This is a genomic window from Paraburkholderia sp. UYCP14C (assembly GCF_004197395.1).
Lineage (GTDB): Bacteria > Pseudomonadota > Gammaproteobacteria > Burkholderiales > Burkholderiaceae > Paraburkholderia.
In genome coordinates this window covers 125933-151078 of the sequence record NZ_SELS01000004.1, presented here as the reverse complement: position 1 = coordinate 151078, position 25146 = coordinate 125933, and the positions used below count along the sequence as shown (strand labels likewise).

At 63.7% G+C, this 25146-nt stretch carries 30 protein-coding genes, 1 tRNA gene and 1 riboswitch; of the genes, 13 read left to right on the top strand and 18 right to left on the bottom strand.

The features are described 5' to 3' along the window. The first annotated feature begins 41 nt into the window (after positions 1 to 41). Positions 42 to 713 carry a VTT domain-containing protein gene (locus EVC45_RS05115; RefSeq protein WP_129956945.1) on the top strand — a complete coding sequence of 224 codons (672 nt, stop codon included), beginning with the start codon at positions 42 to 44 and terminating at the stop codon, positions 711 to 713. A 102-nt stretch (positions 714 to 815) separates the two neighbouring features. On the opposite strand, the gene EVC45_RS05110 is transcribed toward EVC45_RS05115, so the two are convergent. The 3 genes from EVC45_RS05110 to EVC45_RS05100 all read right to left on the bottom strand — a co-directional run bounded on the left by EVC45_RS05110 (position 816) and on the right by EVC45_RS05100 (position 3099). Continuing rightward, on the bottom strand, positions 816 to 1634 hold the full coding sequence (locus EVC45_RS05110) for a mechanosensitive ion channel family protein (protein WP_129956944.1): 819 nt from the start codon (positions 1632 to 1634) through the stop codon (positions 816 to 818). A 195-nt stretch (positions 1635 to 1829) separates the two neighbouring features. After that, on the bottom strand, positions 1830 to 2204 hold the full coding sequence (locus EVC45_RS05105; protein WP_129956943.1) for a hypothetical protein: 375 nt from the start codon (positions 2202 to 2204) through the stop codon (positions 1830 to 1832). A 235-nt stretch (positions 2205 to 2439) separates the two neighbouring features. After that, a complete protein-coding gene (locus EVC45_RS05100) occupies positions 2440 to 3099 on the bottom strand; it encodes a hypothetical protein (protein ID WP_129956942.1) in 660 nt (219 codons plus the stop codon). 420 nt (positions 3100 to 3519) lie between these two features. Between EVC45_RS05100 and EVC45_RS05095 the strand changes: the two genes are divergently transcribed. Next, complete coding sequence (locus EVC45_RS05095) at positions 3520 to 3843, top strand: hypothetical protein (RefSeq protein WP_129956941.1); 324 nt, start codon at positions 3520 to 3522, stop codon at positions 3841 to 3843. 60 nt (positions 3844 to 3903) lie between these two features. Here EVC45_RS05095 and EVC45_RS05090 read toward each other — a convergent pair whose 3' ends face one another. Beyond that, on the bottom strand, positions 3904 to 4815 hold the full coding sequence (locus EVC45_RS05090; protein ID WP_129956940.1) for a YncE family protein: 912 nt from the start codon (positions 4813 to 4815) through the stop codon (positions 3904 to 3906). Between the two features lie 298 nt (positions 4816 to 5113). On the opposite strand from EVC45_RS05090, the gene EVC45_RS05085 reads away from it, so the two are divergent. Then, positions 5114 to 5596: a hypothetical protein gene (locus EVC45_RS05085; RefSeq protein WP_129956939.1), complete on the top strand. Its 483-nt coding sequence runs from the start codon at positions 5114 to 5116 to the stop codon at positions 5594 to 5596. A 306-nt stretch (positions 5597 to 5902) separates the two neighbouring features. Here EVC45_RS05085 and EVC45_RS05080 read toward each other — a convergent pair. From EVC45_RS05080 to ydfG, 9 genes are all read right to left on the bottom strand, one after another. After that, positions 5903 to 5978 (bottom strand) — tRNA-Lys (locus tag EVC45_RS05080). Between the two features lie 187 nt (positions 5979 to 6165). Continuing rightward, entirely contained in the window at positions 6166 to 6915 is a 750-nt protein-coding gene (gene ybgF / locus EVC45_RS05075) for a tol-pal system protein YbgF (protein ID WP_129956938.1), read from the bottom strand. A gap of 20 nt (positions 6916 to 6935) precedes the next feature. Next, complete coding sequence (gene pal, locus EVC45_RS05070; RefSeq protein WP_129956937.1) at positions 6936 to 7442, bottom strand: peptidoglycan-associated lipoprotein Pal; 507 nt, start codon at positions 7440 to 7442, stop codon at positions 6936 to 6938. A gap of 32 nt (positions 7443 to 7474) precedes the next feature. Next, a complete protein-coding gene (gene tolB / locus EVC45_RS05065) occupies positions 7475 to 8767 on the bottom strand; it encodes a Tol-Pal system beta propeller repeat protein TolB (RefSeq protein ID WP_129956936.1) in 1293 nt (430 codons plus the stop codon). Between the two features lie 125 nt (positions 8768 to 8892). Further along, on the bottom strand, positions 8893 to 9930 hold the full coding sequence (gene tolA / locus EVC45_RS05060; RefSeq protein ID WP_129956935.1) for a cell envelope integrity protein TolA: 1038 nt from the start codon (positions 9928 to 9930) through the stop codon (positions 8893 to 8895). After that, positions 9927 to 10373 (bottom strand): protein TolR, encoded by a 447-nt coding sequence (tolR, locus tag EVC45_RS05055; RefSeq protein WP_013088523.1) that lies wholly within the window; start codon positions 10371 to 10373, stop codon positions 9927 to 9929. The genes tolA and tolR overlap by 4 nt, the downstream gene beginning before the upstream one ends. 10 nt (positions 10374 to 10383) lie before the next feature. Continuing rightward, on the bottom strand, positions 10384 to 11061 hold the full coding sequence (gene tolQ, locus EVC45_RS05050; protein WP_006047860.1) for a protein TolQ: 678 nt from the start codon (positions 11059 to 11061) through the stop codon (positions 10384 to 10386). A 187-nt stretch (positions 11062 to 11248) separates the two neighbouring features. Next, positions 11249 to 11713, bottom strand: a complete 465-nt coding sequence (gene ybgC / locus EVC45_RS05045) for a tol-pal system-associated acyl-CoA thioesterase (RefSeq protein WP_129957065.1) — start codon at positions 11711 to 11713, stop codon at positions 11249 to 11251. Between the two features lie 173 nt (positions 11714 to 11886). Then, a complete protein-coding gene (gene ydfG, locus EVC45_RS05040; protein ID WP_129956934.1) occupies positions 11887 to 12633 on the bottom strand; it encodes a bifunctional NADP-dependent 3-hydroxy acid dehydrogenase/3-hydroxypropionate dehydrogenase YdfG in 747 nt (248 codons plus the stop codon). Positions 12634 to 12880: 247 nt separating this feature from the next. After that, a riboswitch (ZMP/ZTP riboswitch) is annotated at positions 12881 to 13007 on the top strand. Between the two features lie 178 nt (positions 13008 to 13185). Here ydfG and glyA point away from each other — a divergent pair. The 7 genes from glyA to EVC45_RS05000 all read left to right on the top strand — a co-directional run bounded on the left by glyA (position 13186) and on the right by EVC45_RS05000 (position 17995). Continuing rightward, positions 13186 to 14433 (top strand): serine hydroxymethyltransferase, encoded by a 1248-nt coding sequence (gene glyA, locus EVC45_RS05030; RefSeq protein ID WP_129956933.1) that lies wholly within the window; start codon positions 13186 to 13188, stop codon positions 14431 to 14433. A 6-nt stretch (positions 14434 to 14439) separates the two neighbouring features. Continuing rightward, entirely contained in the window at positions 14440 to 14922 is a 483-nt protein-coding gene (gene nrdR, locus EVC45_RS05025) for a transcriptional regulator NrdR (protein ID WP_129956932.1), read from the top strand. 213 nt (positions 14923 to 15135) lie between these two features. Next, positions 15136 to 15702: a GspH/FimT family pseudopilin gene (locus EVC45_RS05020; protein ID WP_129956931.1), complete on the top strand. Its 567-nt coding sequence runs from the start codon at positions 15136 to 15138 to the stop codon at positions 15700 to 15702. Further along, positions 15699 to 16142: a hypothetical protein gene (locus EVC45_RS05015; RefSeq protein ID WP_129956930.1), complete on the top strand. Its 444-nt coding sequence runs from the start codon at positions 15699 to 15701 to the stop codon at positions 16140 to 16142. The genes EVC45_RS05020 and EVC45_RS05015 overlap by 4 nt, the downstream gene beginning before the upstream one ends. Further along, a complete protein-coding gene (locus tag EVC45_RS05010; RefSeq protein ID WP_129956929.1) occupies positions 16139 to 16945 on the top strand; it encodes a PilW family protein in 807 nt (268 codons plus the stop codon). The genes EVC45_RS05015 and EVC45_RS05010 overlap by 4 nt, the downstream gene beginning before the upstream one ends. Beyond that, positions 16945 to 17541 carry a pilus assembly protein gene (locus EVC45_RS05005; RefSeq protein ID WP_211193371.1) on the top strand — a complete coding sequence of 199 codons (597 nt, stop codon included), beginning with the start codon at positions 16945 to 16947 and terminating at the stop codon, positions 17539 to 17541. The genes EVC45_RS05010 and EVC45_RS05005 overlap by 1 nt, the downstream gene beginning before the upstream one ends. 22 nt (positions 17542 to 17563) lie before the next feature. Next, entirely contained in the window at positions 17564 to 17995 is a 432-nt protein-coding gene (locus EVC45_RS05000; RefSeq protein WP_129956928.1) for a type IV pilin protein, read from the top strand. Positions 17996 to 18059: 64 nt separating this feature from the next. Here the strand turns inward: EVC45_RS05000 and EVC45_RS04995 are convergent, their stop codons facing one another. From EVC45_RS04995 to EVC45_RS04985, 3 genes are all read right to left on the bottom strand, one after another. After that, on the bottom strand, positions 18060 to 18572 hold the full coding sequence (locus tag EVC45_RS04995; RefSeq protein WP_129956927.1) for a DUF3318 domain-containing protein: 513 nt from the start codon (positions 18570 to 18572) through the stop codon (positions 18060 to 18062). 57 nt (positions 18573 to 18629) lie between these two features. Next, the gene (locus EVC45_RS04990) at positions 18630 to 19019 is read right to left on the bottom strand and encodes a phage holin family protein (protein WP_129956926.1); all 390 of its coding nucleotides are present in this window, start codon (positions 19017 to 19019) and stop codon (positions 18630 to 18632) included. 133 nt (positions 19020 to 19152) lie between these two features. Beyond that, positions 19153 to 19455 carry a YqjD family protein gene (locus tag EVC45_RS04985; protein ID WP_026225611.1) on the bottom strand — a complete coding sequence of 101 codons (303 nt, stop codon included), beginning with the start codon at positions 19453 to 19455 and terminating at the stop codon, positions 19153 to 19155. 350 nt (positions 19456 to 19805) lie between these two features. On the opposite strand from EVC45_RS04985, the gene EVC45_RS04980 reads away from it, so the two are divergent. Continuing rightward, on the top strand, positions 19806 to 20444 hold the full coding sequence (locus EVC45_RS04980; RefSeq protein ID WP_129956925.1) for a peroxiredoxin: 639 nt from the start codon (positions 19806 to 19808) through the stop codon (positions 20442 to 20444). Positions 20445 to 20524: 80 nt separating this feature from the next. Here EVC45_RS04980 and EVC45_RS04975 read toward each other — a convergent pair whose 3' ends face one another. Then, positions 20525 to 21715, bottom strand: a complete 1191-nt coding sequence (locus EVC45_RS04975; RefSeq protein WP_129956924.1) for an acyl-CoA dehydrogenase — start codon at positions 21713 to 21715, stop codon at positions 20525 to 20527. Positions 21716 to 21809: 94 nt separating this feature from the next. On the opposite strand from EVC45_RS04975, the gene EVC45_RS04970 reads away from it, so the two are divergent. Continuing rightward, entirely contained in the window at positions 21810 to 22595 is a 786-nt protein-coding gene (locus EVC45_RS04970) for an IclR family transcriptional regulator (protein ID WP_129956923.1), read from the top strand. A 41-nt stretch (positions 22596 to 22636) separates the two neighbouring features. Here EVC45_RS04970 and EVC45_RS04965 read toward each other — a convergent pair whose 3' ends face one another. Next, complete coding sequence (locus tag EVC45_RS04965) at positions 22637 to 23470, bottom strand: EAL domain-containing protein (RefSeq protein WP_129956922.1); 834 nt, start codon at positions 23468 to 23470, stop codon at positions 22637 to 22639. A 266-nt stretch (positions 23471 to 23736) separates the two neighbouring features. On the opposite strand from EVC45_RS04965, the gene EVC45_RS04960 reads away from it, so the two are divergent. Then, positions 23737 to 25092, top strand: coding sequence for an MFS transporter (locus tag EVC45_RS04960; protein WP_129956921.1), 1356 nt, complete (start codon positions 23737 to 23739; stop codon positions 25090 to 25092). The last annotated feature ends 54 nt before the right edge of the window (positions 25093 to 25146 follow it).

The following is a 25146-nucleotide window of genomic DNA, read 5'->3' as shown; positions in this document are numbered from 1 at the left end:
CCGCTTCCCTCTACGCACACACTGGTTTAAAAGGACGTTCCTTGGATACGTTGCTACATTTCGCCAATCTTGTTCTGCACATCGACAAGTTTCTCGGGGACTTCATTCAGGTCTACGGCGCCTGGGTCTACGCGGTGCTGTTCGCGATCGTGTTCGCCGAAACGGGTCTCGTGGTGCTGCCGTTTCTGCCGGGCGATTCGCTGCTGTTCATCGGCGGCGCGTTCTGCGCGACCGGGCAGATGCATCTCGGCCTGCTGATCCTGTTGCTGCTGGTGGCGGCGGTCGCCGGCAATACGACCAACTATCTGATCGGCCGTGCGATCGGACCGCGTGTGTTCAATTCGCACATTCCGGTGCTCGAGCGCTTTCTCGATCGCGCCGCGCTGCAAAAGACTCACAACTTCTATGAGAAGCACGGCGGCAAGACCATCGTGCTCGCGCGTTTCATCCCGGTCGTGCGGACGTTTGCGCCGTTCGTCGCGGGCGCGTCGTCGATGACGTGGAGCCGCTTCCAGATGTTCAACGTCGTCGGCGCGCTGTTGTGGGTGCTGCTGCTGACGCTGCTCGGCTACTTCTTCGGCAACATCCCGTTCATCCGTCAGTATCTGAATGTGATCGTGCTGGTCGGTATCGGCGCGGCGATCGTGCCGGTCGTGCTCGGCGCGTTGTGGAAGATGCTGCGCAAGAATGGCGCGAACACGAGTCCGCGTTGACAACCGGTTGTTGAATACGCAAAAGGCGTCGCGAATCTCGCGACGCCTTTTTTTATGCCGCCGTGCCGACGCGGGTCGGGCCCGCGCGGACGTTGGATCAGATCAATCGCGCGTGATCGCGCGCGGTGCGAGCGGCGTTTCTGGCGTCGGGTAGCCGGCTTCCTTGAAGGTCTGCACGATCGCGCGATTGGTGTCGAAGTAGACCTGCCAATAGTTCTGGTTGGACGAGTAAGGACGCACGCACAGCAGCGGTCCTTCCGGCGTGAAGCTCAGGACCTCGATGTCCGGCGCCGGGTTTTCGGCCACGTTCGGAATCTTCGCGACGGCGGCTTTCAAACGCGCGATCGCATCGGTCGGATCGACGCCGTTGGCGATCTTTGCGGTCAACTCGACGCGCCGGAACGGCAGCACGCTGTAGTTCGAGATCGTGTCGGAAAAGATCTTGTTGTTGCCGACGATGGTCGTCACGTTGTCCGGCGTGACGATCGTCGTTCCGAACAGGCCCAACTCCGTGACGGTGCCGGTGACGCCCGCAGCCGTGACGAAATCGCCGACCTTGAACGGCCGCAGCACCTGCATGAACACGCCGGCCGCGAAGTGCGCGAGCAGGCCGCCCCACGCAGTACCAATGGCGAGGCCGAGACCGGCGAGCAACGCGGCGAACGACGTCGTCTGCACACCGAAGATTTGCAGGATCGCGAGGACGAGCAGCAGGTTCAGCAACGCGCCGAGAATCGATGCGAGGTAATGGGCGAGCGTCGGATCGACCTTGCCGTTGCGTGAGAGCATCTTGCGCAACAGGTTGGAAATCAACCCGATGACCCAGCGGCCGACGATCCACAGCACGATGGCGCCGATGACCTTGGTGCCGATGTCGATGCCCCGGGTCATGATGAATGCACGTACGGTTTCGATATCCAAGATGTTTCCTCGTTATAAGTTGCCATCAACGGATTGAACGACGGTGGTGCCATGACCCACAACGCGCGGTCTTCGGGAGTTATAGCCGACGCCGCCCGCATGCGCAAGGACCGTTCCTGCCTTGGGCGCGGGCGGCCATAGAGAGATGAAACATGGCGGGGATGGACGTGTAAGGCGGGGCGGGGCGTGCCGCACTTACATGCGCAGCCGCGATTCGGAATACGGTGACGTGCGGATGACAATCGCTTTGTCCCGGGCGTTTTTCAACGCGCGCCGGCGCGCCGATAGGCGATGCCACGAGAACGCGATCACGATTGCGAGCGCATACGCGCCAGCACGCTGAACAAACGACGTCGGCCGGACGAATTGTCCATAGCGGCTCTGCGCGTCGGCGAACACGACAAAGGTCAACAAGCCGTCGAGCACGCACGCGATCAGCGCGAGCATGATGAAAATTGCCGGGCCGCTCAACGGGGCGCCCGACCCGAACCGGTTATACAGCCGACAGGCCAACGATACGATGGCGAGCAAAGCGAGGTTCGACAGCAGATCGAACAGAAAGTTGGTCATTATCGGTTCAATGAAAAAGCAATGCGCCGTGGGGTTGCCGGAACGTTTGCTCGCGCAAGCATCAGACATGCTCCGCTGAGTCGGCGGCGATCATTGCATATCTTTTCATCTCGATAAATAACCGGAAAAAGCGAAGCTGCCGTCGCTCTTTCTCTCGTTTTCTTTTATTTGCAATTCTGATGTGAAATGTAAATTGCAAATTTATAGTACTGCAACGGATTTCGTGCGCTGGCTCTCAGAAGCGATATGAAATGCCGATCTGCAACGTCGGGTACCACCGGTAAGGCGACGCCTTGTCGCGCAGTTGCTGCAATCCGGTGTTGATGATCTGCTGACTCATCGCCGGTCCGGCCACCTGCGCCAGTGCCGGCGATATTGTGTACGAGGTCTTCGGAATGCCGTAGGCGACACCGAGATCGACCACGAGCCCCCAGCCTTTGGGTCTCGGGTGCAAGCCATAGCCGATGCCGAGGTAGGGCATCGCGGTCGGGTATCGGGCGGTCGCCGTCGCGTATTCGCCCGGGAAGGCCGGCGAGGCTTTGCCCTCGAATACGTACATGCCGTTGGTCGGAACCGAGTTGCCGCTGACTTCGTTGTCCGTCAGACGCAGGCCCGCGGTCACGCGAAAGCCGGTGCCGGCCCACGGAAAGAAATCGCTGTAGAGACCGCCTTGACGCAGCCGTATGCCGTCTTCGTAGCGGTTGCCGCCGACGTCGAAGTTGTGCGACAGATTGATCGCATTGAAGTCCGCGTGCACGCCGAACCACGACGTGATGCTCCACGCCGCGCCGACCCCGATGCCTAGCGTACCGCCCTGCAGATAGACCTCCTGCGCATGCGACGTTTCGATCAGACACGCCAAAGCCACTACCCAGATTACTTTTCCAGCTTTCATGGGTACCCCCTGAGCGGCGGGGCAGCCCGATCGTTTGCGGGAGGCGCTCGCCGTTTTGTCGTCTCTTCTTTCTCTCTTTGTTTCAGGACGCTCGAAGGCGTCGTGAAGCGATCATGCGAGCGGAGGGCGTGGATGGTCTGTGAGGTGCCGAACCATACGATCAAATGAATGGGGTCGGAGGCGCAATCAAGTGGGAACAGTCTTCTGGTGAAGAGGCGCGTCGCGTATGGCGGTCGAGTAAGGATTCGCTCCAGATTGGTGCGTCCTCAATCAATCAGGCGATGCCGCGCAAAACCTGCACTGTGGTGAAAACACCAAATCAATATTGTTTAAATTTTGACGAGTCGCGCCGTCCGTTTAGGCATGCGAGGATGAAATCGTCAATGGTTCCTGACATGCAGATCCAGTTACGGGGGCTCCATGAGTAGCATTCCGCTCATCTGGGCAGCGGTGCCGCATAACAGCGACGGTGTTGTCTTTCAGATCCGGCTTGGCCGCGGCCTTCAGCGGTTTCACGTGTCGCGGCGCGTGCTCGAGGATGTGTTCGAGCTCGAACGAAAAGCGTCCGATGCGCGCCAACTCGAATTCTTCTACGTGCACGAGCAACGCATCGTCGCACGCGCCAGCGCAAAGCGTGCGACGGCCTGCTCGGCCACCGTTTCACTACTGACGGCCGATTTCGGCGTGTCGAACGACCGGGAGCGTTGGGCGACGCCGGGCGGCGTCGCGCACGGCCTCATCTAGGCGAACCGACGTTTCGCCAGCCGCCGCGACCGGCGGCTGGGCGTGCGCCGAGCTTGCCCGTCAGCGCGCCTTGAGCTGCGCCTCGAGCACTTCGAACGTGCCGGGGATGACCATCGCGCGCGGATGAGGATTGGCGGCGGTGGCCGCTTCGGCCGCGCCGAACTTCGACGACACCAGATAGATCCGGTGCTGCTGCGCGTCGAGCGCCATCGTTTTCGCGCCTTCCAGCGTTGGCATGTTCTGCTCGACCGTGTAGTGGTCCGGATCGTCCTGATGGACGACCGTCAGCGTGCCGTCCGCGCCGTTTGAACTGAACGCGAGCTTCAAGGCCGGATCGAACGCCGCCGCGTCGGGGTGGCCGCCGATCAGCACCTCGGCCACGCGACGGCCCGACGTCGCATCGACGATCATCATGCGGTGATTGGCGCAAACCGAAAACAGGCGCTCGCTCGCCGGATCGATGGCGAGTCCGGTCGGCGACTCGCACCGTGCGAGCGGCCAATGCGCGTGCACCGTCGCGGACCGGCCGTCCATCTCGACGATCTCGGCGCGATCTTCGACATTGACGAACACGTGGCCGTGACTGTCCGCCGCGAGCGTCTCCGGCTTGCCGCCGACGCTCATCGTGGCGACGACCTTGTGCGCCGCGACGTCGATTGCGCTGACGCTGCCGTCGTGGCCATTGCTCAAGAAGATGCGCCGCAAGGCCGGCACGTACAGAATGCCGTCCGGGTCGGGGCCGCCGGCCTTGATGACGTCGACGACCTTGAGCGTGTCGAGATCGACGACGCTCACCGTATTGGCGCGGCCGCTGGTGACGAAGCCGAGCTTGCGGTCCTCGACGAACGCGAAGCCGTGGACGCCGTCGGTGTCGGCGATTTCGCCGATTGGTTTGCCGGTGCGCGTATCGATCACCTGCACGTGCGTGTCGCGGCTGATGAAGAGGTGTTGGCGAACTGCGTCGTAGGCCACGTAGTCCCAGCGTTCGCTGCCGTCGAGACCATAGCGTTTGGCGATTTCAAATCGATCCGCGTTGGCGGCCGTCGCTGCACGGACATTCGACCAAGTTGTTATTACGGATACCCAACGATATCGCGATCCGCATGCGAAGCGATGCGGCGCGCTCAGGTTTGTAAGTTTGCGGACACCGCTCGTTCATGCGTGTGCACTAGCATCGGCGGCGCCGTTCAGGCGGTGAATCACGTTGTGTCCTCTGTCGGCGATAGCGCCGTACCACTTCGCAGCAATCTCTCTTCATGTTCCGCACACGATGAAACGCCTTATCTGTTTGCCGCTCGCTGCTTCACTCTTCGTCGCTGCAAGCGCGGCGAGTTACGCCGCACCGTCCGCGGACGCGAGCTATCTCGACGCCCGTCAAATTCCGCTTGGCGCGCTGCTCGCGCCGCCTAGCGCCGATGGTTCCGAGCGCCAGCAGGCCGATCTCGACGCCGTGCTGAGCGCGCAGCGCAGCCGCACGCCGGAGCAGGTGGCGCGCGCGAAGGCGGACGCCATCAAGTCCGTGTTCCGATTCGCGGATGTGCTCGGGCCGGACTTCCACCAGACCGGTCTGCCGAACACCGCTGCGCTGTTCGAGGCCGTCGATCACGATGCCGAGCGGGTCGCAAAAGGCGGCAAGCAGTTCTTCAGCCGCGCGCGGCCCTTCGTCGCGAGCCGCGACGTGCAGCCGATCGTGCCGAAGCGGCCCGGCGACGATTACAACTCTTATCCGAGCGGCCATGCGACGTTCGGCTAAAGTTGCAGCCGGTATTGCAACTCGCGAGGCTACAAACCACCCGTGGCACAAACATGAATCGAAAATTACTAAAAAGATAAGAATGGAGTGGCGCGTGGTTGCTGGTTCGCGCTGTTTCGCGTTGTTTCGTTGAAGGGATGCCTGGTGTTTTGTGGGGGCGCGGAGGGGGAGGGAAGTGGCCTGGGCGGACGGCTACTTTGAGGCGGGGAAGAGGCGGCTCGCTTGCCGCGCGCACATCTGTTGCACGTGCGGCAACGGAAAAAGAAAAGGGCCGACATGCTTTCGCATGTCAGCCCTTGAATCTTTTGGTAGGCCGTACGGGATTCGAACCTGTGACCAACGGATTAAAAGTCCGCTGCTCTACCAGCTGAGCTAACGACCCAAAAGAGAAGCGAGATTATAGCGATGCGCCGATGACCTGTCAACTCAGCAAGGCCATCAGGCCAAAATGAAAAGCCCGGGCATCACTACCCGGGCTTTCAAGCGAGAGGCGCGCGTGACTATGACTTCGGGCACTGCGCGTTACTGCCGACAACTACATCAAAACGTGATCAATCCGCCGCCACGAACTACTTGATCTGCGACAGCTTGCTCTGCGCCGACTGCGCGACGTCCGAGCCGGCGTATTGCGAGACGATCTGCTCGAGCGTCTTTTTCGCCGCGGCCTTCTGGCCTTGTTCGAGCTGATTGTTGGCGATCGCGAGCAATGCTTCCGGCGCCCGCGGATGCTGCGGGTACTTGGCCACGACACCTTGCCAGACCGCCGTCGAACCCTTGTAGTCGCGCAGTGCATACAGCGCGTTGCCGAGCCAGTATTGCGCGGTCGGCTGATAAGGGCTGGTCGGATATTTGGAGATGAAGCTGCGGAACGATGTCGCCGCGTTCTTGAAGTCGCCGCTGCGGAATTGCTGTGAAGCCGCGTTGAACGCATCGGTTTCACCCGGCTGCACCTCGCCCTGGACGCCGTCCACCGTCTGCTGCTGCGGCTCGAATTTCTTCAGGCGCGTATCGAGATCGGTGTAGTAGTCCTTCTGCTGCTTTTGCAGCGTGGTGAGCTGGTTCGCCATGTCCTCGTTCTGCCCGCGCAGCGTCGCGACCTGCTGGTTCAGCTGGTCGAGACGGTTGGACTGATCGAGGATCGTGCGTTGCGCCGCCGACAGCTGGCTCGACAGACTATCGGTCTTCGAGCGCAGATCGAGAATGGCCTGGCGGGCCTGATCGTCGTCGAACATGCCCGCATGGGCGGGCACGGCCGCGAGGGCCGTGCCTGCGACGCAGGCCGCTGCGGCAAACCGCAGCCAGGAGAAACGATGCGTCATTCGGCTCATAACCCGTTGACTTACTGTTGATACACGAGGTCGGCGCGGCGGTTCTGTGCCCACGACGCTTCGTCATGACCGGTTGCCAGCGGCTTTTCCTTGCCGAGGCTCACGGCTTCCATTTGCGAATCCGACACGCCCATCAGCGACAGCGAACGACGCACGGCTTCAGCACGCTTCTGGCCGAGTGCGAGGTTGTATTCGCTGGTGCCGCGCTCGTCGGTGTTGCCCTGGATCAGCACGTGACGCTGCGGGTGGCTCTTCAGATATTGCGCGTGTTGTTGCAGCAGCGGTTGATAGTCGTCCTTGACCGAGTAGCTGTCGAAGTCGAAGTAAATGCTGCGCTTCGCGAGCGGGCTGTTCGGATCGTTCAGCGGGTCGACGTTGACCGTCGCGACGTCGTTCGGGTTCGGTTGAGCCGAGCCTGCGCCCTTGTTGGCGTTTTCGTCGAGCTTGACGCCCGAGTGACATGCGGCCAATGCACCGACCATCACGACGGCGAATGCGAAACGAAGTTTGGACATCATTTGATTACTCTCCTTGTGTTATTGCATCAACGTTATTGCATAAACGGGCCCCAGGACGGCTCGCGTACGCTGCCCCCCTGAACGGACAGGACCTGCCGAGTGCGACCGTCGGTCGATACTGCGGCCAACACGCCACGGCCGTTCACCTGAGTGGCGTAAAGAATGTACTGACCGTTCGCCGCGAAGCTCGGCGATTCGTCATGTGCAGTGTCCGTCAGGCCCGTGGCGGTTCCGCCTTGCAGGTCCTGGATGTACAGCTTGAATGCACCGCCGACGCGCGAGATGTAGGCAAGCTCCTTGCCGTCAGGACTCACACGCGGGCTGGTGTTGTAGCTGCCCGTGAACGTGACGCGTTGCGCGCCGCCGGCGCTTTCGCCTTGCGCCGACATCTTGTAGATCTGCGGTGCGCCGCCGCGGTCGCTCGTGAAATAGATCGACTGACCGTCAGGAGAGTAGGTCGGCTCGGTGTCGATCGAGCTGCCTTGCGTCAGACGACGCAGACCACTGCCGTCCGCGTTGACCGCGAAAATCTGCGTATTGCCGGTACGCGACAGCGCGACGGCGAGCGTGCGGCCATCCGGCGACCACGCCGGCGCACTGTTGTTGCCCTTCTGGTCCGATACGACGATGCGCTTGCCCGTGGGCAGGTCGTGGATATAGACGATCGGCTTCTTCTTCTCGAACGACACGTAAGCGACCTTGGTGCCGTCCGGCGACCAGGCCGGCGAGATGATCGGCTCGGGGCTCGACAGCGCGATATGCGCGTCCTGACCGTCGGAATCCGAGATCTGCAACTGGTAGCGGTTGCCCGACTTGATCACGTACGACAGGCGCGTCGCGAACACGCCGCGGTTGCCCATCAGCTTGGCGTAAATGTAGTCGGCGACCTTGTGCGCGCTCATGCGCAGACCGCTCTCCGGGCTCACCAGCACGAGGCCGCCGAGGCTTTCGCCCTTGACCGTGTCGTACAGCTTGAAGCGCACTTCGTACTGGCCGTTCGGCAGGCGGTTCACGCTGCCCGCGACGAATGCGTTGGCACCCTTCGCCTTCCACGCGCCGAGGTCGACGGAATCGGTCTCGGACACCGGCGACGAGCCCGCGTCGATGTTCGTGAATTTGCCGCTGCGTTGCAGATCCTGACGCACGATCGTGCTGACCTGCTGCGGAGAGTTCGCTTCATTGGCGAAATTCGCCGTTGCAATCGGAAACTGGGTGGATCCGACGCCCGTCACGAGGACGTTGAGTTGTGCGTTGGCGGCGCCGCCGACGGCGATCAGGCACGTTGCCACGAGTGTTCGCAGGCCTAGCTTGGTCATCAAACTCATGCTGTATGGGTTCCTCAAAACGGTTTACTTAATACTCGAAGACAGCAGACAGACCGGAAAACGGCTATTTCGTTCCCACCCACCGCCGCGCCTGGTGGGGCGCGGCGGTGGGTGTCGGTCGGCTGTCAGGCTGCCGGACGCAGCGTGATGGTGAAGAAGTCCGGCGTCTTGCCATTGACGTCCCGAGGCATCGGATCGGAGGCCTTCACCGCCCGCAACGCAGCGGCGTCCCACGCAGCGTTGCCGCTGCTGTGGGTAATGTTCGCGCTCAGCTGATTGCCATCCGGTGAGCAACGCACGGCGATCACGGTCTCCAGACCTTCCGTTTCGCCGCCCCAGGTCACATGCTGAAGCACCAGCCGGCGCACCTTGTCCGCATAACCCGGCGATGCCGCGTTGCCGCCCGAACCACTACCCGTGCCGCTCTTGCCCAGGCCGTTGCTGCTTGAACTGCTGCCGCCCACGCCCCCAGCGACGCCCTGCATCTGCGCAAGCCGCGCGCGACGCTCGGCGTCGAGCTGCTTCTTCGCCTGCGCGGCCGCATCGGCTTGCGCCTTCGCCTTCGCCGCTTTCTCGGCGTCAGCCTTCTTCTGCGCGTCCGCCTGAGCCTGCTTCTGCTGCTGCTCCTGCTGTTCTTTCAGTTGCTGCTGCTTTTGCTGCTCGGCAAGCTGCTGTTGCTTGAGCTTCTCGGCCTGCTGCTGTTGCTGTTGTGCCTGCTGCTGCTTGAGCTTCGCGGCCTTCTGCGCGGCGAGCTGGGCCGCCTGGTCGGCTGCCAGTTGCTGCTGACGCTTCGCTTCCGCTTCCTGCTGCTCTTTCAGCTTCAGCTGGCGCTGCTGCTCGGCGAGTTGCGCGGCGCGAGCCGCTTCCTGCTGCTGGCGTTTCTTTTCCTGCAGCGCGATGTCGGCCTGCTCGTCGCGCACGGGCGGGGCAGGGACGACCGGCGCGGGCGGCGGCGTGACGATCGGACGCGGGGGGATCGCCGAATCCGGCACCTCGGTCCACAGTTCCGCCTGCTCGCCCTCGGGCGTGCTGTTCTGCCACTGGATGCCGTGATACAGGAAGAATCCGAGCAGCGCATGCATCACCAGCGCGAACAGAAATGCTCGCCCGGTGCCGCGTTCACGCGGTGGCTGAAGCGGATATTCGGTGTTCTTGCGGATCATTGCGATTTGACGAGCAATCCAACGCGCTTGACGCCCTGAGCCTTCAACTCGGACATCACGTTCATCACGACTTCGTACTTCACGGTTTTGTCGGCGGCGATCACGACGGGCTGATCGGGGTGCGATTGTGCCCGATCGGCGATGAAACCTTTGAGGCCGGCTTTCGTCATGTCTTCCTGCTGCTGCGTGCCGGAGTCGTCCTTGTACTTGACGCTCATGTTGCCGTCCGCGCGGATGTTGACGATCACGGGCGGCGTCTGCTGCTGGGGCGCGGCGCCGCCGACGGTCGGCAGGTTGACGATCGACGGCGCGACGAGCGGCGCCGTGACCATGAAGATCACGAGCAGCACGAGCATCACGTCGATGTACGGCACGACGTTGATGTCGGCCATCGCGCGTCGCGAGCGCGAGCCGCGCATGCTGGAGGAGCGGGAGCCTGCCATCGTGGCCTCCTTAGTGTGCCTGGCGCTGCAGGATGTTCGAGAACTCTTCGATGAAGGTTTCGAAGCGGATCGCCAGACGATCGATGTCGTGCGCGTAGCGGTTGTAGGCGACCACGGCCGGAATCGCGGCGAACAGGCCGATCGCGGTGGCGGTCAGCGCCTCGGCGATGCCAGGAGCTACGTTCGCGAGCGTGGCCTGCTGCACGTTGGCAAGGCCGCGGAACGCATTCATGATCCCCCACACCGTGCCGAACAGACCGATATACGGGCTGACCGAACCGACCGACGCGAGGAATGCGAGGTTCGCTTCGAGCACGTCCATTTCGCGCTGGAACGCCGCGCGCATCGCGCGCCGGGCGCCGTCGAGAATCGCGCCGGGATCGTTCAGGCGTTTCTCTTTGCCTTTCAGGAATTCGCGCATGCCGGACTCGAAAATCCGCTCGAGCGCGCCGATCGTGTGGCGATTGTTCGCGGCGCTCTGATAGAGAGCCTGCAGGTCGCCGCCGGACCAGAAATCACGCTCGAAGCGTTCAGTTTGCGCGCGCGCCCGGCGAATCGCAAACCACTTGCGGAAGATGAAAGTCCAGGAGAGAAGCGACAGCAACAGCAGCAGAGCCATGACGGCCTGGGCCAGCAGGCTCGCGTTGAGTACGAGTGAAACGATCGACAGATCTTGTGTAGTGTTCATAAAGGTTCGTTTTAACGTCCCGGGAAGGGGGCGTCCGGCTGCAAGGCCGCTTCAAGCTTGCCGTGGGCAAAACGGAAGCTTCGGCGATATCGAAGCCGAACCATGCTTTGTGTTACCTGACCGGTATGAGTTCACTGGCCCCGTAACAACGAGGCGCAGGTATCGTCCGTTGACATGCCGCCGCTGCTCAGTCCGCGCTCTCGCTGACGCCCGGCCCGCGCCGCAGTGCGACGAGAACCGAAGGCGGGATCGCGGCTGGCCGCAGCGTCGCGCGGTCCACACAGCCAACCCGGACCGAACCGGTAGCAAGCAACGTGCCTTCGCGCCAAGCTTCCTGCACGAAATCTACCGAAGCTCGGCCAAGACGCTCGATCCGGCTGACAATTTTCACGATGTCGTCGAGCCGGGCCGGAGCCCGGTAATCGACCGCGGTACTGCGCACGATGAAAATCGCGTCGCTTTCTTCCGCAAGCCGATGCTGGTCGACGCCGCACGCGCGCAGCCATTCAGTGCGAGCGCGTTCGAAAAATTTCAGGTAATTGGCGTAAAACACGATGCCGCCGGCGTCGGTATCTTCGTAGTACACGCGGATGGACCACGTATAGCCGATTTCCGTGCCTGGCTGGCTGGTCGACATATTCATGCGGCGCATTCTACCGGAACGCACACCCGGGGGTCTGTTTCGAAGTGTGAGTTGCGTGTGGCGGGCGCCGGCGGCGCCGGGACTAGGGGCAGGTGACCGGCGCGGCGCGCGAACAAACGGGCATAGCGATGGGCGGCGGCGCGACCAGTAGAAGCGGCGGCCGCCGGCGCCTGCCTGCAAACTCAGCCGCGATTCACGGACAAACCGGCGAACGACTGCGCGACCGGCATCAGCTCGATCGTGTTGATGTTGACGTGGGCCGGGCGCGTGGCGATCCAGTAGATGGAGTCGGCGATGTCTTCGGCCGTCAGCGGCTGCACGTTTTCATAGACTTTGGCGGCCTTGTCGTCGTCGCCGCGATAACGCACGTTCGAGAATTCGGTGCCGCCGCACAGACCCGGCTCGATGTCGGTTACGCGCAGCGCGGTGCCGGCGAGGTCGGCGCGCAGGTTCAGACCGAACTGGCGCACGAACGCCTTGGTCGCGCCATACACGTTTCCGCCTGCGTACGGCCAGCGGCCCGCCGCCGAGCCCAGATTGAAGATATGCCCGCGATTGCGCTCGACCATGCCGGGCAACAGCGCATGCGTTACCTGCACGAGGCCCGTGCAATTGGTCTCGATCATGGTGTTCCATTCTTCGAGGCTCGCCTTGTGCGCCGGCTCGGTGCCGAGCGCGAGGCCGGCGTTGTTGACGAGCACGTCGATCGCGGCGAATTCGGCCGGCAGCGAGGCCGGCACGGCTTCGACGGCGGCGCGGTCGCGCACGTCGAGCTCGTACGGCAGCAGCGCGTCGCCGAGTTCGTCGGCGAGTGCATGCAGGCGGTCCTTACGGCGAGCGGTGGCGACGACACGATGGCCGCCCTTGACGAACGAGCGGGCGATGGCGGCGCCGAAGCCGGCCGACGCGCCTGTGACAAACACGATCATTGCAGTTCCCTGGTCGGTGCGAGACAAAGGCCGCAAGCCTACTTCCAATGCGGCGCTCCGGCAAGGATGCACGAGCCGGATCGGCTGCTGCTGCGGTGGCGCGCAACGGCTGCGCGGCGTGGCCGGCGCGCTTTCGTCAGAGGGTTGCGCAGCGGCGTCGCCGGTCCGTCCGGAGGCCCCGCCAGCGGCCGCCGGAGCACCCGCGAGTCGGTTGCCTATTCGAGCCTCTTCCAATACACTAACGCGCTCGACCCTGCGTGACTGGCGATAGAACCGAGTCGTCCGACTCAGCCGATTCAACCAATCGGGTTCAAGGTGGAACAACCCACCGTGAAGCGCAGGGTGCCGTTTTGCCGTTCGCCTGGGCAGCCGTGAACCGCGCGCACTAATCTGCGCTGACGGTGGCTGGCCTGCCTCGCGTGTGCGGCGACTCTCCACTCGCCACGTCAGGGCAAGCCTCGCCGCCCACAGTGCTGCGTACCCCGCTGTGTACCCTCTACGCAGGATTCGGCGCACGATCCGGTCAACCTGAAAACACTCAACGGAACCCGTATGTTTGACAGAGCCCAAAGCACCATCGCCAACGTCGATCCTGAACTCTGGAAGGTCATCGAGCAGGAAAACCGCCGTCAGGAAGAGCACATCGAACTGATCGCGTCGGAAAACTACACGAGCCCGGCCGTGATGGCCGCTCAAGGCTCGCAACTCACGAACAAGTACGCCGAAGGGTATCCGGGCAAGCGCTACTACGGCGGCTGCGAATACGTCGACGTCGCCGAGCAGCTGGCGATCGACCGCGTGAAGCAGCTGTTCGGCGCCGAAGCCGCGAACGTGCAGCCGAACTCGGGCTCGCAGGCGAACCAGGGTGTGTTTTTCGCGATGCTCAAGCCGGGCGACACGATCATGGGCATGAGCCTCGCGCACGGCGGCCACCTCACGCACGGCTCGCCGGTCAACATGTCGGGCAAGTGGTTCAACGTGGTCAGCTACGGCCTGAACGAAGCCGAAGACATCGACTACGACGCCGCCGAGAAGCTCGCGCAGGAACACAAGCCGAAGCTGATCGTGGCGGGCGCATCCGCGTTCGCGCTGCGCATCGATTTCGAACGCATGTCGAAGATCGCGAAGTCGGTTGGCGCGTACTTCATGGTCGACATGGCGCACTACGCTGGTCTCGTCGCCGCGGGCGTCTATCCGAACCCGGTGCCGCACGCCGATTTCGTCACCACCACGACGCACAAGAGCCTGCGCGGCCCGCGCGGCGGTGTGATCCTGATGAAGGCCGAGTTCGAGAAGCCGATCAACTCGGCGATCTTCCCGGGCATCCAGGGCGGTCCGCTGATGCACGTGATCGCCGCGAAGGCCGTCGCGTTCAAGGAAGCGCTGTCGCCGGAATTCAAGGCTTATCAGCAGCAAGTCGTCGAGAATGCGCGCGTGCTCGCTGAAACGTTGGTCAAGCGCGGTCTGCGCATCGTGTCGGGCCGCACCGAAAGCCACGTGATGCTGGTCGACCTGCGCGCAAAAAAGATCACCGGCAAGGCTGCGGAAGCGGCCCTCGGCGCGGCGCACATCACGGTCAACAAGAACGCGATCCCGAACGATCCGGAAAAGCCGTTCGTGACCTCGGGCATCCGCCTCGGTTCGCCGGCCATGACCACGCGCGGCTTCGGCGTAAAGGAAGCCGAGCAGGTCGGCAACCTGATCGCCGACGTACTGGACAACCCGGAAGACGCTGCGACGATCGAGCGCGTGCGCGCGCAAGTCGCCGAGTTGACCAAGCGCTTCCCGGTTTACGGCTAAGCCGTCATGCATTGCCCCTTCTGCCGCCACGCCGATACGCAGGTCGTCGACTCGCGCGTATCCGAAGACGGCGCGACGATTCGCCGGCGCCGCCGCTGCCCGGCCTGCGACAAGCGTTTCACGACGTATGAGCGGGTCGAGCTGGCGTTGCCGTCGGTCGTCAAGAAGGATGGCACGCGCACGGAATTCGATCGCCGCAAGATCGTCGCGAGCATGCAACTGGCGCTGCGCAAGCGCCCGGTTGCGGTGGACGCGATCGAAGCGGCGGTCGCCCGTATCGAGTATCAGCTGCTCGGCAGCGGCGAGCGCGAGGTGCGTAGCGAGCGCCTCGGCGAACTCGTGATGAACGAGCTGCGCGCGCTCGACACGATCGCCTACGTCCGTTTCGCTTCCGTGTACCGGCGCTTCGAAGACGTCTCCGAGTTCGAGGACGTGATCGAGGAATTCCGCCGCGCGGCTTCGCCGCCCAAGCCTTCCCGCAAGCGCTGAGCGCACGCGTGCCGCAGCTGAGCTGCGGTCATTCGCCTCCATCGCCTCGCGCATTTCGCGCTTTTCTTCTCGCATCGCTTCTCCCGCCTCCGTGATCGAACGTCACGTGCATTGTTGTGCACGCTAACGTCTGAATGCCACCTGGCCATTCGGACGATGGTCGGAGTGCTCGCAAATCGCTAGATTGGCTGCATCCATTCGAAACGCTCAGGGATGCAGATGAAATTCAAGGGGATTCGCCGGCCGTTGCGCGCCGGTTTCACGCTCGTCGAAACGCTGGCGGTGATCGCACTCGTGATGCTGATGGCCGTGATGGCGATGCCGTCGTTCGCCGCCTGGCACATGCGCGATCAGGTCGACGCGCGCTCGAAGGCGCTGCTTTCCACGTTCGCCTACGCGCGCAGCGAGGCGCTGCGGCGCGGCACGCGCATCACGGTGTGTCGCGTCGGTGCGGCGCGCGTCTGTCTCGCGTCGGGTCAGGCTTGCGCCGATGGCATCGCCGACTGGGCTTGCGGCTGGGCCGTATTCGTCGAGCGCGGCGGCAGGCCGTCGTTGTTGCGCGCGCAGCATGCGCTTGCGGCGGTGAGCATCACCGGCGTGCAGACGGAGATGACCTTCACGCCGCCGGCGGGGCAACTGATCGGTGCGTTCCGAAGTTTCGATATCGCGCCGCGAAGCCCATCGAAGTCGATGCAGGGGAACCCGTGGCGGCGCTGCATCAGTGTCGCGGCAGGTGGCCGCGCGCGGATCTCGGACGGCGCATGCGGAGCGACGTCATGAGCCGCCTCACATTCGATACCGGTGCGCGTGCATCGGCATGCGGCGGCAGTTCGCTGCTCGAGGTGATGCTGGCGGTCGCGCTGGTCGCGGTGAGCGCGCTGGGTTTGATCGCGGCGCAGCTGTGGACCGCGCGCGAAGCGCGCGCGATGACGCTGCGCGAGAGTGCCGCGTGGATAGCCGATTCGATAGCCGAAGCGACGCGCACGCCTGCCATGGGCGATGCCGCGCTCCATCAATGGAGCGCGTGGTCGAGCATTCTGTTGCCGCACGGCGACGCGTCGATCGGTGGCAGCGGAGCGGTCGCGACATCACGCGTGACGTGGGCGTCCGTGCGGGACCGGTCCATGGCGGGCGATGTGATCGCTGAACCGGCGGAGCCTTGTGGCGACGTCGATGCACCAGCCGGATCGTCGTGTGTCGCGTTGGGGTTCGTGAAATGAGGCGGCTGCAATGTTCACGCGGTCATACGCTGGTCGAATTCCTGATCGCGATGGCGCTCGGGCTGATCGTGACCGCGGGCGCCGTGTCCCTGTACACGGCGCAGCGCAACGCGTTCGTGCAGGCGAGCAACGCGACCAGGATTCGCGAAGCCGGGTTGACCGCGCTGATGCTGATCGGCCAGCAATTGCAGATGGCCGGCTTCGTCCCAGCGGATGTCGTCGGCTATCACGCGGCACCTGCGCTGTTCGGCTGCTCGGGCGGTCGTCCGAGCGGCGCCGACGACAGCCTCGCTTGCACTGCGTTGAGCACCGGCTCGGATGGCGTCGCGATCCGTTACGTCGCAGATGTCGTATCGACGTGGCCATCGTCGAGCGGGCAGGTCACCGACTGCGTCGGGCAGGCCGTCAAAAGCAGTGATGCGGTCCTTGGCGATCAGGGCGCGCCGGTGGTGAATCGCTACTTCGCCAACGTTAGCGGCTCGACCGGCGAGCCGGAGCTTTACTGCGCAGGCAGCGGCAATGCGGGGTCCGCGCAGCCGCTGGTCGAAGGCGTCGAGCGCGTGCGGTTGCGTTACTGGCTGGGCGGCGCGGCCGATGCGGTGACTGCGTCGGCCGTAGCCGCGAATCAATGGACGAACGTCGTCGCGGTCGATGTCTGCGTGCTGGTAAGCGGCGCGCCGCAAGGACAGCGCTCGAAGTACGTCGATTGCGATGGCGTGAGTACACTCGGCACCGACACGCGGCCTCGGCAAGTGTTTTCGCGCAGGGTTGCGCTGCGTAATCGCGCGGAGGCGTCGTCGTGATGCGCCGTGACGCGGCAATGCAACGCTGCCGTGCGTACCAAATAGGCGGCGCAGGCGGAACGGCGAAACACTTAGGCAAGCGAAATTGTCGGGGCGGTGCTCGACGGTCGGATCAACGCGGTGTGGTGCTAGCCATCGTGCTGTTGATCTCGGTCATGATGCTCGCCACGTCCGCGATCTGGTTCGAAACTTCGCTCGCGGCGGCACGCGCCGCGACCAATGTGCGCGACTATCTGCAGGCTTTTCACGCGGCGGATTCGGCGCTGACCTTGTGCGAACGCAGCGTGCTCTCGGCGAGTGGCGACGCGCCCGGAACACCGCTCCCGTCCGGCGAGCCGGCTCAATGGAGGCTTGAAACCGCGTTCGATGCCGCCGCGATCACGCCGATCGCGCAATGGCCGGGATCGGCGCGCGCGCCGCAATGTCTGATCGAGCCTTGGCGTCTCACGAACCGACCCAATGCTACTGCTTACCTGCTGACCGCGCGCGGCTTCGGGCAGAGCAGCGAGTCACAAGTCTGGTTGCAGATGGCGGTCGTGACCGAAGACGGCACGGTCGAACGTCATTGGCGGCGCGTTGCCGCAAGACCATTCTGAGGAACGCACCTACTGGACACCCATGACAAGGCCGACTACATTCGCATTCACGTTGCTCGAACTCGTGATCGCGCTCGCGATTGCCGCCACGCTTGCCGCGTTTGCCATCCCTTCGTATCGCAGCCACATCGCACGCACGCATCGTGTCGATGCGGCGTCGGCGTTATATCGGGTTGCGCAATTCGTCGAGGGAGCCGCGAGCGATGCTGTGCCGTCCTTGCCACCGGGCATCGATCAGGCGCCGCAGTTCGGCGCGCCGGTGTATCGCGTGCGCGTGTTGCCCGTGGGCGACACGAACGGCGGTTATTCGATCGAGGCAGCGCCCGTCGAAACGGGTCCGATGCGCGACGACCCGTGCGGCACATTCACGCTCGATGCGACAGGTCAGCGAGGCAATAGAAACGACGCGAGCGGCACGACGCTCACGAGCAGCGAATGCTGGAATACAGGTTAGCGGGTCAATGAAAGCTGACGCGTACGGCCGTGCGAGCGGGACATGCGATAGATCGCAGAGGGCTTCAGTAGCCGCTTCGCGTCGAATCGGCCTGCACAGCCGCCGACTGCGCAGCCGAAGCCGCCGAAGCCGCCCGCGCCGCCGCCGACTCGTTCTTCATCTGTTGCCAGATCCGGAACGCTTCCCACGCGCCGAGTGCAATGCTGCCCCACTTGAGCGCGGGCTTCGCGCCCGCGACGACCGTTGCGCGCAGCGGTTTGGCGAGCAACAGCGAAGCGAGCGAGCTGATGAACGGATACTGCTTCAGCAATGCGCCGATCGTGCCCGCGTTGAGCACGCTCGCCTTCGGGCCTTTACCGACGCGCACGCCGCCGAAGCCGGGAATCACGAACTTGAGCCAGCTGAAATGCGTGACGGCCTGGCGCAGTTCCAAGGTGGCCTGCGCGAGCTCGACGCGCTCGACGTCCGCGCGCACGAGCAGCAATTCCTTGCGCAGCGCCCGCAGATGCGGCGCACTCAGATCCTTCGACGGAAGGCGCTTGTTACGAAAGGCGGTATCGGGACGGGACTGGCTCATGGCGTGTCGGCGGCAGTGGAGGTGAAGCGAGGGATCGGATGCAAACAGACTTGCCCATCAGTCGCGGCTGCGAAACGCGTCGCGATCCTTTTCGAACTCGGCGATGGTCGCTTCGAATACCATCGGCGCGTTGCGCAATCCGCTGCGGGCCTTCAGCGCGCAGGCGAGGCCGGCAATCGCGTAGACCGCGGTGATGCCGGCAAGCGACTGCCATCGGTAGGTGTCCCAGAAGGCGATGGCGACCAGTGCGGTCAACGCGATCAAGGCCATCGTCGCGAGCATCATTGCCGCAAGGCCGAGAAACAGCACGCCGAGCAGGCGGTCTTTTTCCTCGGCGAGTTCGATGCCCACCAGTTCGAGCCGCGTCTGCAGGATTGCAAACACGGAACTGAGAATACGGCGCAACGGGCTGTGTTCTGCGCGCTGCGAGTGTGTTTCGGTCGTCATGGCTGTGGGCGTTGCGCGTGAGGGCCTGGCCGGCGCGCACGCGCGCCAGCAGAAGGGGACCGGCGAGGCTCGCGCCGGTCCGCCCGTGTCTCCGGTGCGCCGGACATGCGTGCTCCGGCGACCTCACCGGCCTTTACTTGCGATTGATCAGCAGACCGACCACGACGCCGATCCCGGCGGCGATGCCGATCGACGCCCACGGATGCTCGTGCACGTAGTCGTCGGTGGCGCGGGCCGCCTTCTTGCCTTTTTCGACGACCACGACCTGGACGTCGGCTGCCTTTTCTTTCGCCTGCTTCAGGCGCGTCAGCGCGGTTTCGCGCAGTTCCGATGCGCGTTCGCCGGTAGCGCTCGCGGCCTGTTTGAGCAGGTCTTCAGCGTCCGCGAGGACGGTTTTGATATCCGACATCAATCTCTCCTTGTTGACTTCCGACATTGACAGCTCCCTTTGTCTCACGCTACGCGTAAATCGTAACCAAAGAAACGGTCGCTGGCGAGCATAGTGCCGGTTGCGTGCCACCGCCGCCGCATGATCCGTTCCCGGCAGCGCGCGGCGACAGGACACCCGTTTGAGGGCACTCTGCTCCAGACCGGTATTGGATTGAGTTGATCTGTCCCGCAAAGTTTCCATCAAACGGGAGAAAATTACAAAAACGCATAAAGTACTGACGCGATGTTGGTTCGCCATGTACCACCGCGGCCTTATGCTTTATCGTGACGGGCCGCCGCGGGCACACGCCCGCGACCCCATCCGGATACCTTCCGAATACCCACAGGAGATGCACTATGAGTCTACGTCTTGGCGACATTGCGCCGGATTTCGAACAGGAGTCGAGTGTTGGCCGTATCAGGTTTCACGAGTGGCTCGGCAATAGCTGGGGCGTGCTGTTCTCGCATCCCGCCGATTTCACGCCGGTCTGCACGACCGAGCTGGGCCTGACCGCGAAACTTGCGAGCGAGTTCGAAAAGCGCAACGTGAAGACGATCGCGTTGTCGGTCGACAGCGCGGAGTCGCACAAGGAGTGGATCAAGGACATCAACGAGACGCAGGCCGCCAACGTCGGCTTTCCGATTCTCGCGGACGGCGATCGCAAGGTCTCGCAGCTTTACGACATGATTCATCCGAACGCGAACGAGACGTTCACCGTGCGCTCGCTGTTCGTCATCGATCCGAACCGGAAGGTGCGTCTGATCATCACGTATCCGGCGAGCACCGGCCGCAACTTCGACGAAGTGCTGCGCGTGATCGATTCGCTGCAACTGACCGACAGTCACTCGGTCGCGACGCCGGGCAACTGGAAGCAGGGCGATGACGTCGTGATCGTGCCGTCGTTGAAGGACGAGGAAGTCATCAAGCAGAAATTCCCGAAGGGCTACAAGGCGCTGCGTCCGTACCTGCGCCTCACGCCGCAGCCGAACCAGTAAGCTGCGCGGCCTCAAACAGAAAGCCGGTTCTTCGGAAGAAGAACCGGCTTTTTTGCACTAGCGGAACGCCAGCAGCGGAATCAGAAGAACGCCTGAATACCCGTCTGCGCACGGCCGAGGATCAACGCGTGAACGTCGTGGGTGCCTTCGTAGGTGTTGACGACCTCGAGGTTCACCAGATGGCGGGCGACCCCGAACTCGTCCGAAATGCCGTTGCCGCCGAGCATGTCGCGCGCGAGGCGGGCGATGTCGAGCGCCTTGCCGCACGAATTGCGCTTCATGATCGACGTGATTTCGACCGCGGCCGTGCCATCGTCCTTCATGCGGCCGAGGCGCAGCACGCCTTGCAGCCCGAGCGTGATTTCGGTCTGCATGTCGGCGAGCTTCTTCTGGATCAGCTGGTTCGCGGCGAGCGGCCGGCCGAACTGCTTGCGATCGAGCACGTACTGACGCGAGATGTGCCAGCACGCTTCGGCCGCGCCGAGCGCGCCCCAGGCGATGCCGTAGCGCGCCGAGTTCAAACACGTGAACGGACCGCGCAGGCCGCTCACGCCCGGCATGATGTTCTCTTCCGGCACGAACACTTCGTCGAGCACGATTTCGCCGGTGATCGACGCGCGCAGACCCACCTTGCCGTGAATCGCCGGTGCCGACAAACCTTTCCAGCCCTTCTCGAGAATGAAGCCGCGGATGTTGTCCTTGCCGTCTTCCTCGAGCTTCGCCCACACGACGAACACGTCGGCGATCGGCGAATTGGTGATCCACATCTTCGAGCCCGACAGCGAGTAGCCGCCGTCGACCTTCTTCGCGCGCGTGACCATGCTGCCCGGATCGGAGCCGTGGTTCGGCTCGGTCAGCCCGAAGCAGCCGATCCACTCGCCGCGCGCGAGCTTCGGCAAATATTTTTCCTTCTGCGCATCTGAGCCGAACTCGTAGATCGGCACCATCACCAGCGACGACTGCACCGACATCATCGAGCGATAGCCTGAGTCGACACGTTCCACTTCACGCGCGATCAGTCCGTACGCGACATAGTTCAGACCGGGGCCGCCGTACTGTTCGGGAATCGTCGGGCCGAGCAGGCCGAGCTCGCCCATTTCGCGAAAGATCCCGGCATCGGTTTTCTCGTGGCGGAACGCCTCCAGCACGCGCGGCAGCAGCTTGTCCTGCGAGTAAGCCGCGGCGGCGTCGCGCACCATGCGTTCGTCTTCGGTGAGCTGCTGATCCAGCAGCAACGGGTCTTCCCAATGAAACTGCGCGGCTACGGCCATGACGTATCTCCTGATTTCTCACTCAGAACAAGCTTGACTTGCGTTCCGCCTTGCGAAACAATGTTTTGCAAACGACGCCTGAGTGTATCACCCTATGACGCTGCCATCCACTTTCTCCGCTCCGCTCGACGAACGCAAATTCGTCGTTGCCCTTGCTCGCGGGCTGGACCTGCTGCGCGCGTTCCGGCCGGGCGACACGATGCTCGGCAATCGCGATTTCGTCGAACGCACGGGTTTGCCGAAGGCCACCGTGAACCGGCTCGCCTACACGCTGACCGTGCTCGGCTATCTGCGGCTCGACGAAAGACACGGCAAATATGCGCTCGACGCGGGCGTGCTGTCGCTCGGCTTCGCGCTGCTGTCTGGCTCCGATACGCTCGAACTCGCGCGCCCGCATCTGCGCAGCCTCGCGCGCGAAGTCGGCGCGGCGGTTTCGCTCGGGTGCCGGGACGGGCTCGACATGGTGTATCTGGAGACGATCCGCAGCGAAACCGCGCTGACGCTCGGCCTCGCATCCGGCTCGAAACTGTCGATGCTGACGAGCTCGATGGGCCGCGCCTATCTCGCGGTGCAGCCGCTCGAGGCCCGCACCGCGCTACTCGCGGAACTGAAAAAAGCCGCCGGCAGAATGGGGGCGATGCTCGTCGCCGAAGCCGAACAGGAGATCGCCGCGTTCGCGACCGAGCGCTGCTGCTATTCGTTTCGCGCGTGGCATGACGACGTGAACGCGGTCGCGGTGCCGTTTCGCGAGCCGCGCGAAAACCGCTGGCTCGTGCTCAGTTGCAGCGGGCCCGCTTCGTCGATGGGGGAGGAGGTGTTTCGCGAGAATGTCGCGCCGCGCCTGAAGGCGCTCGCGGCGCGCCTGGGGGAGCCGGGCTGAGGCGATGCCGGGGCGCCCCGGCCAATCGCGCCAACCTCGTGTCACGCCGCCCGGTCGTGATAATGCGCGTTGAACAATGGCCCTTGCACGAACCGCACGTCGTACTGCTGTAGCGCGGAGAACTGCGCCTCATCCATCACGCGATTGAAAATCAGCGGCACCCGCAGCCGCCCCGCGTAGCCGACGAGCGGCTTCACGGTCGCGTCGCGCAATGCGACCGACGCATCCATCTTGATGAAGTCGAGCCGCGCGGTTTCCGACACCGACAGAATCTGCCCCGCGTTCGACAGATTGCCCGCCACCTTGAACCCGTAGTGCTGATAGCTGCGCGTCAGATAGCCAAGAAACGTCTTGTGCGCGACCGCCGCCGCCGGCAGCTCGATGACGATGCGCGACGGACTCAGATTGAACGACGTCAGCACGCTCGAAAAATGCCGGCCGTGGTCGTACTTCACACTCTTCAATAGCCTCTCGTGCACGCGCAGAAACAGCAGCCCATGCCGTTGCGGGCCGAAGAAATTGATTGCGTGCAGCGCGCGCGACATGCGGTCTAGCGCGACCAGTTGCTGATCGTCGGCGATGTTGTCGAATGGATCGAACACGTCGAACGACGGCGCGCCGAGCCGGTGCGTGACGGCCTGAAAGCCGAGTTCGTCGCCGAACCGGTCGACCCCTTCCGCGCCGCATGACAGCGACTGTGCGAGCGCATGCACGCTGATGTCGAAGATCGGCTCGTAGGCGCTGGTGAGCTCGATGCCGTCGAAATGCGCGAGCGCGATGCCGGCGTGCGCGCCTTGTCCCAGGGCCAGATGCTCGCCGAGAAACGGGTGATGAGCGGCGCGGGCGATCAGATCGGGAATGGTCGGCGAAATCATGAAGGCGATTGAAAGGCGACGATGAACGCGCACCGGGCGCGTGGCGGCGCGACGCGATGGCCGCATGCATTGATGGTAGCAGTACGCGCCCCGCGCAGATTAACAAAATGGTCATAACGTTATGGGTCTCAGGCTTGTCGGCCGGGGCTGAGCGCGAAATCACGAGCTTGGCGAGCGAGCTTCCAGGGGTATACGTTAGTTTCACTATTCGTAATTCGTTTTACTATGCGTAAAACGCAATTTCAGTGAGCTTGAGGGACGACCCAATGAGTGACCAATCCGCCGCCAACGTGATCGAAGTCGAGCGCGTGCTCGCCGAAACGCATCGCCCGGCTTTTCAGGCGATGCTGCTCGCGCTGTGCGGGCTGTGTCTGCTGATCGACGGCTTCGACGCGCAGGCGATGGGCTATGTCGCGCCCAGCGTGATCGCCGAATGGCACGTCGCGAAAACCGCGCTCGGCCCCGTTTTCAGCGCGAGCCTGTTCGGCATGTTGCTGGGCGCGCTCGGGCTGTCAGTGCTGGCCGACCGCATCGGCAGGCGGCCGGTGCTGATCGGCGCAACGTTCTTCTTCTCGCTGTCGATGCTCGCCACGCCGTTCGTAGCGACCATTCCCGCGCTGATCACGCTGCGCTTCATCACCGGGCTCGGGCTCGGCTGCATCATGCCGAACGCGATGGCGCTGGTCGGCGAATTCTCCACACCCGCGCATCGCGTCAAGCGCATGATGCTGGTGTCGTGCGGCTTTACGCTGGGCGCGGCGGTCGGCGGCTTCGTCAGCGCCGCGCTGATTCCGGCCTACGGCTGGCGCGCGGTGTTCTGGGTCGGCGGCGCGGTGCCGTTGCTGCTCGCGTTCGCGATGCTGGTTGCTCTGCCGGAGTCGCTGCAGTTTCTGGTGCTGAAGGGCCGCGGCGAGCGCGCGGTGAACTGGCTGGCGAAGTTCGACCCGGCCTTGCCGATCGACGCGAACACGCGCCTCGTCGTCAGCGAAAAACGCAGCGACGGCGCGCCGGTCGCCGAATTGTTTCGCGCGGGCCGCGGTCCGGTCACGTTGATTCTGTGGGCGATCAGCTTCATGAACCTGATCGTGCTGTACTTCCTGTCGAACTGGCTGCCCACCGTGATGCGCGACGCCGGCTACACGGCGGGCACGGCGGTGATCGTCGGCACGGTGCTGCAGACGGGCGGTGTGATCGGCACGCTGCTGCTCGGCTGGTTCATCGAGCGCATGGGTTTCGTGCGCGTGCTGTTCGCGTGCTTCGCGCTTGCCGCGTTCGCGGTCGGCACGATCGGCGTGGTCGCGCATGTGCTGCCGTGGCTGCTCGTCGTCGTGTTCGCGGGCGGCTTCTGCGTGGTCGGCGGACAGCCGGCGGTCAATGCGCTCGCCGGGCATTTCTATCCGACCGCGCTGCGCTCGACCGGCATTGGCTGGAGTCTCGGCATCGGCCGGATCGGCTCGGTGATCGGGCCGCTCGTCGGCGGTCAGCTGATCGCGCTGAACTGGTCGAATGCCGCGCTGTTTCATGCGGCGGCGGTGCCGGTGCTGTGCTCGGCGCTGCTGGTGGTCGCACTCGCCGGTGCGACGCGGCAACCGAGGCGCGCGTCCGAAGCGGAGCCGGCCTGAGCCTCACTGCAAAGATCACGTACCAATCGGAAAAGAATCGAGCAACTCGCGGAG